This window comes from Sandaracinus amylolyticus (assembly GCF_000737325.1).
Taxonomy (GTDB): Bacteria; Myxococcota_A; Polyangia; order Polyangiales; family Sandaracinaceae; genus Sandaracinus; species Sandaracinus amylolyticus.
Window position 1 is genome coordinate 2,400,135 of the sequence record NZ_CP011125.1, and the last position, 12,662, is coordinate 2,412,796.

Here is a 12,662-nt window from a genome sequence, read left to right on the forward strand (position 1 = left end):
TCAGTGCGCGCCCGTGGGCAGCAGCGCGGTGACGATCGCGCGCAATCCCCAGTCCGGCGCCGACTCGGGGTGCTCCACGTACCACTTGCCCTGGACCCCGAAGCTCATCGGCAGTGGTCCGATGCGCACGAGCTGGCTCACTCCTGCGATCAGGGGTGCGGTCCACGTGTCCGAGTGCCACTCGTAGCTCGTCTCGCTCTGGACCGTCAGCGTGGTGCTCGTCGGGAGCACGTAGCTGAGGAAGGGCTGGACGAACGTCTGGCTGTAGTCGTCGTCCTCCTCGGTGAACGTCCAGACGTGGTTCATCAGCACGCCTGCCGTGACACCGTGCGACTGCCAGAGCGCGATCGCCGTGGGACCGAGCCCGAAATGCCCCGGTGCCAAGCGATCGTCGGTCGACGTCGGCAACACCGTCACCGGTCCGAGCCCCAGCACGAGCCCACCGATCGGCGGTGTCGCGAGCCACACGCTCGCAGTCGTGTCGGCGGTCCCTCCAATCGAGTCGCCGCTCGAGTCCTGCGACGTGACGACGTCGTCCTGATAGACGACCGGGAGGATGACGCGTGTGATCACGAGCCAGTCACCGCCGAGCGCGATCGGGATCACCGGCTGGATGTTGAGCAGATATCGGAAGCCGTCGTCGTCGCGTCCGAGCCCGAACTCGAAATTGCTCTGCAGCGGCACGCTGATCAGATTGGCGAGCGGATTGGCCACCTGATTCGCGAGCGCCTCGTCGGAGTGGCCGCTCGCCGGCGCGACCGGATCGCCGTCGTCTCGTGCCGCGCTGGTCACGCTCGTCGCGACGATCGTCGCGAGCACGATCACCGACGCGGATCGCTCGTGCATGGGATCCCGCTCTGCACGAACGACGCCCGCTCGCGCCGCGCGTGGCGCATCGCGACGCGCGATCCGCGCACGGTGCGTGCACCGCGTTCGCTGCGCTCATGACCACCGCGACCTCGACGATCCCCACGCCGCCCGCGCGCATCCACGTGCTCGCGAAGCCGACCGGCGCGATCTGCAACCTCGACTGCGCGTACTGCTTCTATCTCGACAAGGAGAAGCTCTATCCGGACAGCGACTTCCGGATGAGCGACGAGCTGCTCGAGCGGCACATCCAGCAGCTCGTCGAGGCCCATCGCGGCGATCGCGTCACCGTCGCCTGGCAGGGCGGCGAGCCGACGCTGATGGGGCTCGACTTCTATCGCAAGGTCGTCGAGTACGAGCGCAAGCACGCGCGCCCGGGGCTCGTGTTCGAGAACACGCTGCAGACCAACGGGACACTGCTCGATCACGCGTGGTGCGAGTTCTTTCGCGAGCACGGGTTCTTGATCGGGATCAGCATCGACGGCCCGAGAGCGCTCCACGACCACTACCGCGTCGACAAGGGCGGGAAGCCGACGTTCGACAAGGTGATGCGCGGAGTCCGGCTGCTGCAGGAGCACGGTGTCGACCACAACGTGCTGTGCACCGTCCATCGCGCGAACGCGGATCATCCGCTCGACGTCTATCGTTTCTTCCGCGACGAGGTGGGCACCGACTGGATCCAATTCATCCCCGTGGTCGAGCGCGTGCTGGGATCGACGGTGTCGGAGCGGTCGGTGGGCCCCGAGCAATTCGGATCGTTCCTGATCGCAATCTTCGACGAGTGGGTGCGCCACGACGTGGGGCGCGTGTTCGTGCAGACGTTCGAGGCGGCGCTGCGCAACTGGCTCGGCCTGAAGTCGTCGGGGATGTGCGTGTTCGACGAGGCGTGCGGGCACGGCCTCGCGCTCGAGCACAACGGCGATCTCTATTCGTGCGATCACTTCGTCGAGCCCCGCCATCGGGTGGGGAACCTGCGCGACAAGCGACTGCTCGACGTCGTGATGTCGGACGAGCAGCGCGCCTTCGGCAGGCACAAGCTCGAGTCCCTCCCGCGCGAGTGCCGCGAGTGCGACGTCCGATTCGCCTGTCACGGCGAGTGCCCGAAGAGCCGGTTCCTGAAGACGCGAGACGGCGAGCCCGGGCTCAACTACCTCTGCGCGGGATACAAAGCGTTCTTCCATCACGTCGATGGCCCGATGAAGCGCATGGCGCAGCTCGTGGAGCGCGGGCGTCCCGCGTCCGACGTGATGGCGATCCTCGCGCGCGAGTCCGCGGCGCACGCCGGGCGCAACGAGCCGTGCCCGTGCGGCAGCGGGACGAAGACCAAGCGCTGCCACGGCGCGCGATGAGCGCGACCGACGAGCGCGGGGACGACACGGCGTCCCTCGAGGTGACGCCCGACGCGCCGTCGCACTTCTCGTGGCTGCGGACGCGCATGTCGATGGAGCGCACGCTCCTGTCGTGGGTGCGGACCGCAGCCGCGCTCGTCGGCTTCGGCTTCACGGTCGTGCAGTTCTTCGAGCGCGTGTCGAGCTTCGCCGGCGCGCGCCCCGCGCTCGAGCCGCACGCGCCGCGCATCTTCGGGCTCGCGCTGATGGTCGCCGGCACCGCGGGGCTCACGCTCGCGCTGGCGCAGTACTTCGCGCTGCGGAAGCACCTGTGGAGCGCGTCGTTCCGAACGATCGCGGGCGTCGCGGGCTTCGACCGGAGGCCCAGCCCGACGTTCTTCGTCGGCATCACGCTGCTGCTCGTCAGCGTCTGGGCGATCGCCGCGGTGGTGTTCCGCCTGGGCCTCTGACGCCGACATCTCGGCACTCGCGCCCACCCTCTGAATCGTTGGAGCTCCAACGATTCAGAACGCCACAGCCTGTGGCGTGAGTGTCTCACTCGCACAGGGAGGAACTCTCGTCGGGTGTGCCGGCGCCGAGCACCCGTCTCCAGAGGTGCGTACCGATTTTCGCAGCCACTGAGCCATCCCACGACAGCGACGGTACCGACGCCCCGAACAAAGGAGCTCGGATGCGACGAAGCAGTGGGAACGTCGTGCTGATGATCGCGGGCGCGATGCTGATGGGAGCCTGTCAGGGCAACGTCGGCGGCGGTCCCGCGGGCCCCGCCGGCTCGGGCGGCGCGGGCGGTGGCGGCGGCGGAGGAGGAGGCGGTGGCGGCGGTGGATCCACGCCAACCAGCTGCACGGACGACGCGCTCGTCGTCGGCAGCGCGCCGATCCGTCGACTCAGTAACTCGGAGTACGTGCACACGCTCCGAGACCTCTTCCCCGGCGTCGAGGTGGAGCTTCCGGAGCTTCCGCCCGACACGCTCACGGGTGGGTTCGAGAACGACGCGCGCGCGCTCGGTGCGTCCGATGTCCGCGTCGCGCGCTGGGAGGAGATCGCGTTCCGCTACGGCGGCGCAGTGACGGCCACGCCCGCGACGCTCGCGGCGTTCCTTCCCTGCGCGGCCGCCGCGAGCGATCTCGAGAGCCAGCGCGCGTGCGGCGAGACGCTGGTGCGCGAGTTCGGTCTGCGCGCGATGCGCCGCCCGCCGACGAGCGAAGAGGTCTCGCGCTACGTCGACCTCTTCCAGACGCAGCTCACCGAGATCGACTTCCCGGCCGCGGTGCAGCTCACGGTGATGGCGCTGCTGCAGTCGCCGGCGTTCCTCTACCGCATCGAAGAGGTCGCGCCCGAGGGCCAGCATGTGGCGCTCGACGGCTACGAGCTCGCGTCGCGCCTGTCGTACCTGCTCTGGGAGAGCATGCCCGACGCGACGCTGCTCGAGGCCGCGGACCGCGGTGAGCTCGCGTCGACGGAGCAGATCGAGGCGCAGGCGCGCCGCATGCTCGACGACCCGCGCGCCCGCGAGGCGGTCGTGGACTTCCACCGCCAGTGGCTCGACTTCGATCGCATCGAGATCGACGAGCACAAGCGCCGCGTGCCCGAGCTCTACCCGACGTGGAGCGAGACGCTCCGCGAGTCGATCGCGGAGGAGCAGCGCCGCTTCGTCGAGGGCGTGCTGTTCGAAGGCGAGGGGACGCTCTCGGCGCTCTTCAACAGCCGCCGCAGCTACGTGAACCGCTCGCTCGCCGAGCTCTACGGCGTCGACGGTCCCGCCGACGACGCGACGTGGATCGAGACGGAGCTGCCCGAGGGCGAGCGCGCCGGTCTGCTGACGCGCGCGGGCTTCCTCGCGGCGCACGCGCACACCGGTCAGGGCTCGCCGATCCTGCGCGGCATCTTCGTGACCGAGCGCCTGCTCTGCGAGCTGCGCCCCTCGCCGCCGCCCGACGCGAACGTGTCGCCGCCGACGGCGGAGCCGGGTGACGGACCGCGCACGAACCGCGACCTCTTCGAGGAGCGCACGGCTGCGCCGACCTGCCAGGGCTGCCACATGCGCATCGACGGCTTCGGCTTCGGCTTCGAGCACTACGACGCGATCGGCGCGTTCCGCGCGCTCGACAACGGCCTCGAGGTGAACGCCTCGGGCAACGTGATCGGCACCGACGTCGACGGTCCGTACGACGGCGCGATCGAGCTCAGCGAGATCCTCTCGCAGAGCGGGCGCGTGCAGGAGTGCGCGACGCAGCAGTGGGTCCGCTACGCGATGGGCCGCGCGCCCGAGCGCGCCGAGTCGTGCTTCGTCGACCGCCTCGCCGAGGGCTTCACCGAGAGCGGCGGCAACGTCCGCGAGCTGCTCGTGAGCCTCGTGACGAGCCCCGAGTTCCGTACCCGCGGCCTCGCCGCGACGGAATGAGCACCACCTCCAACTTCCCCACGAACAGCAGGAGCTGTCTCGCATGAAGATCGATCGTCGTAAGTTCCTCGCCGCGATGGGCGTCGGTGGTGCCGCGCTCACGATCCCCGGCGCGATCCTCGGACGCGCGAGCAAGGGCCTCGCGCAGGTGTCCGGCAGCGGCGCGCCCAAGCGCGTGCTCTTCTGGATCACGCCCCACGGCACCGTGTGGAACGCGTGGAACATGAACGTGCCGGGCCTCGCGCCGAGCGGGACCTCCGCGGCGCCGCTCTCGGGCCTCGCCGCGTCGTCGTGGCCGCGCATCGCCGCGCCGCTGCAGCCGCACGCGTCGAAGCTCTCGTTCGTCGAGGGCATCGCGCGCACCGCGGCCATCGAGTACGAGCGCGCGCACGACTCGCAGGGCGGCTCGTTCGATCTGAACCGCCACCACTTCGGCGAGGCGCACCTGATGACGTGCGTCGATCCGATGCAGCGCTCGGGCACGACGTGCATCGGCGGCGGCATCTCGATCGACCAGGTGATCGGGCGTGCGACGACCGCCGCGGGCCGCTGGTCGAGCCGCGTGTACGGGTCGCGCCACGGGCACCCGTACTCGTTCGTCGCCGCGGGCCAGGAGAGCGCGCGCGTCGAGGGCGCGCGCCAGGCCTACGACGACATCGTGGGCGCCTACAACCCGCCGAGCGACGGGGGCGGCGACACGCGCGCCGACCTCATCGCGCGGGCGCGCGGGAGCGTGCTCGACTTCGCGGCGCGCGAGCACACGTCGTTCGCGTCGCGTCTTCCCGCGGCCGATCGCCTGAAGCTCCAGCGGCACCAGGAGCTCATCCGCGAGCTCGAGATCTCGTTCGCCGACTCGCCCGAGGACTCGCCGGCGATGTGCTCGCCGACGTGGAGCGATCTCGGTCACGACATGGACCGCTTCGCGCGCGTGATGGCGCTCGGCCTCAGCTGCGATCTCACGCGCGTGATGACGTACGTGACGCCGGATCTCGCGCCGGTGGAGATCGGTCTGCCCGCGGCGACCGACATCCATCAGGACTACGCGCACACGTCGATCCAGGGCTCGAGCACGTACCGCGCGGAAGGCGAGCGCGGGATGATCGAGTACAACCGGTTCTACGCGCAGCGCTTCGCGTACCTGCTGGAGCAGCTCGACTCGATCCCCGAGGCGGGCGGCACGATGCTCGATCACACCGCCGTCGTGTGGATGAGCGAGCTCGGCACCGGCAACCACGACCTGCACGACCTGCCGATCGTCATCGCGGGCGGCGCGGGCGGCTCGTTCCGCATGGGCCAGTACATCCGCCTCGCGCGTGACACGCGCGTCGGCGCGGGGTGGGGTCACTTCGTCCAGGTCGGCCCGGCGCAGAACCGTCTCTACGTCTCGCTGATGCGCGCGATGGGCATGGAGAACGAGTCGTTCGGCATCGAGTCCTCGCCGACGGCGAGCGGCGGCACGGTGTCGCTGCGCGGTGTGATCCCCGAGATCATGAACGGCTGAGCGGGGGGACGAGTGAAGCGAGCGCGTGCGGCCTACAGGTCGCACGCGCTCGTACGATTTTGCGCGACCGCCTGAGCCATTCCGCCACGGGTCTGGTACTCACGTAGCTGATGAGCCGACCGAACGACTGGGGGCGGATCGCTCCAGTGCTCGCGTCGCTCGCGCTGTTTGCGTGCGACGGAGTCCTGCTCGACGGCGCAGCTGGTCCAGCCGGCGCCGGTCGACGTGGTGGCGGTCCAGTCAGCTGCGGCGACGGATCGATCGTGCTCGGCACCGCGCCCATGCGGCGCCTGAGCAACGCCGAGTACCTGCACACGCTCCGGGATCTCTTCCCGGGCGTGACGCCGGCGGTGCCCGAGCTGCCCGAGGACACCGAGGTCGGTGGCTTCGAGAACGACGCGCGCTCGCTCGGCCCGTCCGACGTGCGCGTCTCGCGCTGGGAGGACATCGCGTTCCGCTATGCGGGCGAGGTCACGTCGTCGCCCGATCGGCTCGCGGCGTTCCTGCCGTGCGCGCCGGGCGCGGGCGACGCGGGCGCGCAGCGCGCGTGCGGCGAGACGCTCGTGCGCGACTTCGGTCGCCGCGCGTATCGACGTCCGCTGAGCGACCAGGAGGTCGAGCGCTACGTCGCGTTCTTCGAGTCGCAGCGCGAGGCGATCGACTTCGCGGCCGCCGTGCAGCTCACGACGATGGCGCTGCTGCAGTCGCCGTGGTTCCTCTATCGCATCGAGCTGCCGGGGGAGGGCGGTGGCGACGGCGTGGTGCCGCTCGACGGGTACCAGCTCGCGTCGCGCCTCTCGTACTTCCTCTGGGAGAGCACGCCCGACGACGCGCTGCTCGAGGCCGCGGCGCGCGGTGAGCTCGCGACCGACGCACAGCTCGAGGCACAGGCGCGACGCATGCTCGACGACGGTCGTGCGCGCGAGGCGGTGGTCGACTTCCATCGCCAGTGGCTCGACTTCGATCGCATCGAGATGGACGAGCACCAGGGCCGCGTGCCCGAGCTCTATCCGACGTGGAACGAGACGCTGCGCCAGGCGGTGCGCGACGAGCAGGATCGCTTCGTCGAGGGCGTGCTGTTCGACGGCGAGGGCACGCTGCGCGCGCTGCTCACGAGCCGCACCGCGTACGTGAACGGACCGCTCGCGTCGCTCTACGGCGTGAACGGCCCGGGCGACGCGACGACGTGGGAAGAGGTGACGCTCCCGCACGATCAGCGCGCAGGGCTCCTGACGCGCGCGGGGTTCCTCGCGTCGCACGCGCACTCGGGCAACGGCTCGCCGCCGCTGCGCGGGGTGTTCGTGATGGAGAGATTGCTCTGCGAGCCTCGCCCGTCGCCGCCGCCCGACGCGGATCTCACGCCGCCGGTGGTGCGCCCCGGCGAGGAGCCGCGCACGAATAGACAGCTCTTCGAGGAGCGCACGTCGCCCGCGGGCTGCATCGCGTGCCACACGCGCATCGACGGCTTCGGGTTCGGCTTCGAGCACTACGACGCGGTCGGTGGATATCGCGAGCTCGATCACGGCCTGCCGGTCGACGCGTCGGGCAACCTCACGGGCACCGACGTCGACGGTCCGTACGTCGGCGCGATCGAGCTGAGCGAGGCGCTCGCGGAGAGCGCGCGCGTCGAGGTGTGCGCGACGCGGATGTGGATGCGCTACGCGCTCGGTCGCGCGCCGGAGCGCGAGGACGAGTGCCTGACGAGCCGTCTCGCACGCTCGTTCCACGAGAGCGGCGGCGACGTGCGCGCGCTGATGGTCGACATCGTGACGAGCCCCGAGTTCCGCAACCGCCCGCTGGCTTCGGAGTGACCGTGATGACGATGCAGAGGCGTCAGTTCCTCACCGCGCTCGGTCTCGGCGCGGCGAGCGTCGGCGGTGGGTTGATGTTGCCCGGCGCGATGGGCTGGGGCGGTCGCGCGCAGGCGGGCGGCGAGGACGTGCCGGCGCGCTTGCTGCTGTGGATCACACCGCACGGCACCGTGCCGAACGCGTGGGCGATGAGCCCTCCGGGCCTGCCCGCGAGCGGCACCGGCGTGGCGTCGATCGCGACGCTCGAGGACGCGGCGTGGAGCCGCATCCTCGCGCCGCTCGCGCCGTTCAAGCAGAAGCTCTCGATCGTCGAGGGCATCGCGCGCACCTCGGCGATCGACTACGAGCGTCGCGGCGCGGCGACGAGCGGCTGGGACCTCAACCGCCATCACTTCGGTCAGGCGTCGCTGCTGACGTGCGTGGACCCGCTGCAGCGCGCGGGCTCGACGTGCATCGGCGGCGGCGAGTCGGTCGATCAGGTGATCGGTCGTGCGCTCGCGCAGCCGGGACGCTGGGCGTCGCGCGTGTACGGCGCGAACCATCAGCACCCGTACAATTTCGTCGCGGCGGGCGAGGCCGCGCCGCGCGTCACCACCGCGCGCCAGGCGTACGACGACCTGATGGGCGTCTACATGCCGCCCGACGACGGAGGCGACCCGCGCGTCGCGGCGATCCAGCGCGGTCGCGCGAGCGCGCTCGATCTCGCCGCGCGCGAGTACGACGCAGTCGCGCCGCGCCTCGGCACCGCGGATCGCCAGAAGCTCGAGCGCCACGCGCAGCTGCTGCGCGACCTCGAGATCTCGTTCCGCGGCACCACGCCCGGCGCGTCGTGCTCGCCGACGTACGAAGCGCTCGGTCACGAGATGGATCGCTTCGCGCGCGTGATGTCGCTGGTGCTCGGCTGCGACATGACGCGCATGGTGAGCTTCGTGACGATGCCGCTGCGGCCCGAGGAATTCGGCCTGCCCGTGGGCACGAACGTGCACCAGGACTACGCGCACAACTCGGTCGCGGGGCCCGACGCGGCGTTCACCGCCGAGGCAGAGCGCGGGATGATCGAGTACAACCTCTTCTACGCGCGGCGCTTCGCGTACTTGCTCGAGCAGCTCGACTCGGTGCCCGAGGGCGACGGCACGCTGCTCGATCACACCGCGGTCGTGTGGATCAGCGAGCTCGGCACGGGCACGCACTGGCTGCACGACATGCCGGTGGTGATCGCGGGCGGCGCGAACGGCGTGCTGCGCACCGGACAGTACGTGCGCTACGCGCGCTCGAACCGAGTGCGGCAGGGCTACAGCGAGCTCTCGATCGGGCCCGCGCAGAACCAGCTCTACGTCACGCTGATGCGCGCGCTGGGCATGGACGTGGACGCGTTCGGCGCGGAGAGCACGCCGCTCGTCGGCGGCGGGTCGCTCTCGCTGCGCGGGACGCTGCCCGAGCTCCTCGTGTGATCCGAGCGCTCGCGCTCGCGCTCGCGCTGCTGCTCGTCGGGTGTGGATCGGACGTCGTCCTGTCGATCGACGCGTCGACGATCGATGCGGCGACGACGTCACGCCCGGGGCGCGGCTACGCGGCGTTCGCGATGCCCGAGCTCGGCGGGGAGCGCTACGAAATCCGTAGCGCCGTCGTCGAGGATCTCGTCACCGGTCTGATCTGGCAACGCGGCGACACCGGCGCGCTGCGCACGCTCGAGGACGCGCGCGCCGAGTGCGATGCGCTCGAGCTCGATGGGCGCGACGACTTTCGCCTTCCGACACGCGTCGAGTGGGTCTCGATCGTCGCGCCCGCGCGCAGCCCGACGGTCGACGGCGACGCGTTCCCCGATGCGCTCGCCGAGTACCACTGGAGCACGAGCGAGCCCGACGAGGCGCCGGGCTCGGCGTTCAGCGTCTATCTCGGCGCGGGCGAGACCACGCTCGGGCTCGCATCGCGTCCCTCGGCGCGCGTGCGCTGCGTCGCCGCCGGGCCCGCGCCGATCGACGGCGCCCAGCACGAAGTGCGCGACGAAGGCGTGCACGATCGCGGCACCGGGCTCACTTGGTCGCGCGCGGTGATCGACGCGACGACGTGGACCGAGGCGCGCGATGCGTGCACCGCGATCGACGCGCGTCTGCCGACGATCCGCGAGCTCCAGACGCTCGTCGACGAGTCGCGCCGCGCGCCGGCGATCGATCCCGCGCTGTTCCCCGACACACCCTCGGAGCGACACTGGACGTCGACGATCCGCGACGCCGGCGAGCCGCAGCCGTGGACCGTCGACTTCCTCGACGGGCAGACGTACGCCGACGAGCTCGGCGACGTGCCGCACGTCGCGCGCTGCGTGATCTGACGCGGTGCCCTCGCAGCGCCGCTCACTCCTCGCAGGTGCTGCGATCACCCGCCTGGCGCCGCTCGACCTCGAGCACGAGCTGCCTTCGCCCCGGGCCCTCGGGCGTCCACTCGAGCCGATGGAGCCGGCTCTCGTCCTCGGTGAGCAGCGAGCGCCGCATCGCGCCGTGCAGCGAGACCGTCAGCAGGTTCGTCGCGCCGCCGAGCAGGCGCGCATCGCGCCCGCGTTGCACGACCTCGACGTCGATCACGTGGCGGCCCGGCTGGAGCGCGCACTGGATGTCGTCGAGCGTCGCGTGCCCGCCGCGGCTCTCGAACGCCCACACCTCGTTGCCGTCGACGCGCACGCGCCCGGTCATTCCGGGCATCGCGGTCACGTCGAGCTGGTAGTGGCGGAGCCGCGCGTCGGGCATCGTGATCGTCTCCGGCGTCGGCTCCGGCAGGCTCTCGTACGTCGCCGGCGGCGCGACCACGACCGGCGCGATCGCCGCGACCAAGAGGCGCGCCGGGATGTTCGGCTCGCGATCGAGCGTGCCGGCCCAGACGAGGTAGTCGCCCTGCACGGGATCGCCGATCGCGATCGACGGGTCGTAGTCGCCCGCGACGCCGTCGTCGGCGCAGAGCCAGCGCCCTGCGGGATCGCGGATCGCGAGGATCGCGTCCGCCGCGGCGCGCACGCCGACGTGGAGCTCGCTCGATCCCTCGGGCACCGAGAGCACCGCGTCGGGCTCCGCGTCGACGAAGCCGACGCACGAAGGACGCAGGCCGAGCGCGCTCAGATCGACGACGCCGCCGATGGTCGCCTCGATCTCCGCGCTCCCGTTCTCCACCGGACGCGCCGAAGGCACGCGCGCAGCGAGGGCGCGCAGCGCGGGCTCGCCGCCACGACGCGCCGCGTCCGGATCGAGCGCGTCGCACGCGACGGGATCGCCGCCGTCGCACCCGCGGCGGAGGAGCGCGGAGCGCTGTTCGTCCTCGACGTCGAGGTGCTGCGCCCACGCGGTGCACGCGTGCGCGACGTCCGCCTCCTCGCACGCCCACGTGAGCAGCTCGGCCGCGCGCTTGGGATCGCGCGGCGTGCCCACGCCCTCGGCGAACGCCTCACCGAGCACGACGCACGCGTGCTGCACGCCCTCGCGACACGCGCGCTCGTAGAACTGCAGCGCGTCGAGCGCCGAGCGATCGCCGTCGACGCCGGTCATGCGGAAGCGCCCGATCTCGAGGCACGCCTCGGGCACTCCGTCCTCGCACGCGTCCTCGAAGAGATCGCGCGCGTGCTCGATGCGATCGGGGATGAACCGGAAGATTGCCGAGCCGAGCGCGTAGCAGCCCCAGATGTCACCGCCCGCGCAGCCGCGCTCGAGCAGGAGCGCGCCGCGCTGGACGTCGCGCGCGCCGTCGGCCGGATCGACGAACGACTCGCCGATCTCGGTGCACGCGCACGGGTTGCCGCTGTCGCACGCAACCGCGAGAAGGCGCCGCGAATTCTCGACGTCGCCGCTCGCCGCGGCGCGCATGCCTTCCTCGAATTCGATCGGCGCGGGCGCGTGCGGCACGTCACAGCGCGTGACCACCGCGCGGTTGGGCTGCGACGCCGCCGTCGTGCCCTCCGCACCGCCCGAGCTGGTCGCCGTCGCGCCGCACCCCAGCGCGCACGTGACCGTGATCCACCACGCGCCGAACGCCCCCGCGCTCCGCATTCGCATGTTTCCCCACCCGGAGCGCGCTTCCCTGACGCCCCGCGATCAGCGTGCCCGAACGCGCGACTTCACGGCAATAGCCGCGTCACTGCAGCGTCGCCTGCGTCTCGATCAGATCGGCGAAGAGATCCGCGATCTCGTCGGCGCCCTCGCGATCCATCAGACGCCGCAGATCGCCGCGCAGCGCCGCGCGCGAGAACCGCGCGAACTGCTCGAGGAACTCCGCGTCGGTCGGCATGTCCGTCGTGCAGAACGACGGCGCGGGACGGAGGTCGTCGCAGTAGTCCTCGCGGCACGCCGCGGCGACGCCTTCGCGCGAGAAGGGCTCCGCGGCGAGCGCGTCGCGGCAGCGTCGGCGCGCGAACATCCCGCTGCACTCGCGCATCAGGCGCGCGAACGTCGGCGCGGCCTCGGGCCCCTCGATGCGCATCAGCACCTCGCCGCAGCGCGCGAGACCCTCTTCCTGCTCGCGACGCGGCACGCGCGCGGGCTCGCTCTTCGTCGCGCTCGCGCCGCCCTGCGCCCCGGAGCTCGAGGCGGGACGATCGTCTCCGCACGCGGCGAGCGTGAGCAGCAGGGCGAGCGGAGCGAGACGGAGGGCGCGCATGGCGCGCCGATTCTGATCGCGACTCGCGCGCTCGTCGACGAGCCGCGGATTTTCGCGCGCGCGCTCACGCTCGTGCTTGACGATAGTTTGAGCTC

General features: G+C 71.4%; 10 protein-coding genes. 7 read left to right on the top strand and 3 right to left on the bottom strand.

From position 1 onward, the window contains the following. Complete coding sequence (locus DB32_RS10080) at positions 1–846, bottom strand: hypothetical protein (protein WP_053232210.1); 846 nt, start codon at positions 844–846, stop codon at positions 1–3. A gap of 98 nt (positions 847–944) precedes the next feature. On the opposite strand from DB32_RS10080, the gene DB32_RS10085 reads away from it, so the two are divergent. From DB32_RS10085 to DB32_RS10115, 7 genes are all read left to right on the top strand, one after another. Beyond that, positions 945–2,216 carry an anaerobic sulfatase maturase gene (locus tag DB32_RS10085; protein WP_053238754.1) on the top strand — a complete coding sequence of 424 codons (1,272 nt, stop codon included), beginning with the start codon at positions 945–947 and terminating at the stop codon, positions 2,214–2,216. After that, positions 2,213–2,665 (top strand): YidH family protein, encoded by a 453-nt coding sequence (locus DB32_RS10090; RefSeq protein ID WP_075097873.1) that lies wholly within the window; start codon positions 2,213–2,215, stop codon positions 2,663–2,665. Before DB32_RS10085 ends, DB32_RS10090 begins: the two co-directional genes overlap by 4 nt. A 221-nt stretch (positions 2,666–2,886) precedes the next feature. Beyond that, positions 2,887–4,620, top strand: coding sequence for a DUF1592 domain-containing protein (locus DB32_RS10095; RefSeq protein ID WP_075097495.1), 1,734 nt, complete (start codon positions 2,887–2,889; stop codon positions 4,618–4,620). Positions 4,621–4,663: 43 nt separating this feature from the next. After that, complete coding sequence (locus DB32_RS10100; RefSeq protein ID WP_053232213.1) at positions 4,664–6,121, top strand: DUF1552 domain-containing protein; 1,458 nt, start codon at positions 4,664–4,666, stop codon at positions 6,119–6,121. Between the two features lie 110 nt (positions 6,122–6,231). Further along, a complete protein-coding gene (locus DB32_RS10105; RefSeq protein ID WP_075097496.1) occupies positions 6,232–7,932 on the top strand; it encodes a DUF1592 domain-containing protein in 1,701 nt (566 codons plus the stop codon). Between the two features lie 5 nt (positions 7,933–7,937). After that, positions 7,938–9,383: a DUF1552 domain-containing protein gene (locus DB32_RS10110; protein ID WP_157068912.1), complete on the top strand. Its 1,446-nt coding sequence runs from the start codon at positions 7,938–7,940 to the stop codon at positions 9,381–9,383. Next, complete coding sequence (locus tag DB32_RS10115; protein ID WP_053232216.1) at positions 9,380–10,261, top strand: Lcl C-terminal domain-containing protein; 882 nt, start codon at positions 9,380–9,382, stop codon at positions 10,259–10,261. Before DB32_RS10110 ends, DB32_RS10115 begins: the two co-directional genes overlap by 4 nt. Positions 10,262–10,283: 22 nt before the next feature. On the opposite strand, the gene DB32_RS10120 is transcribed toward DB32_RS10115, so the two are convergent. After that, positions 10,284–11,960: a tetratricopeptide repeat protein gene (locus DB32_RS10120; protein ID WP_053232217.1), complete on the bottom strand. Its 1,677-nt coding sequence runs from the start codon at positions 11,958–11,960 to the stop codon at positions 10,284–10,286. Positions 11,961–12,045: 85 nt separating this feature from the next. Next, entirely contained in the window at positions 12,046–12,567 is a 522-nt protein-coding gene (locus DB32_RS10125; protein WP_053232218.1) for a hypothetical protein, read from the bottom strand. Positions 12,568–12,662 lie beyond the last annotated feature (95 nt).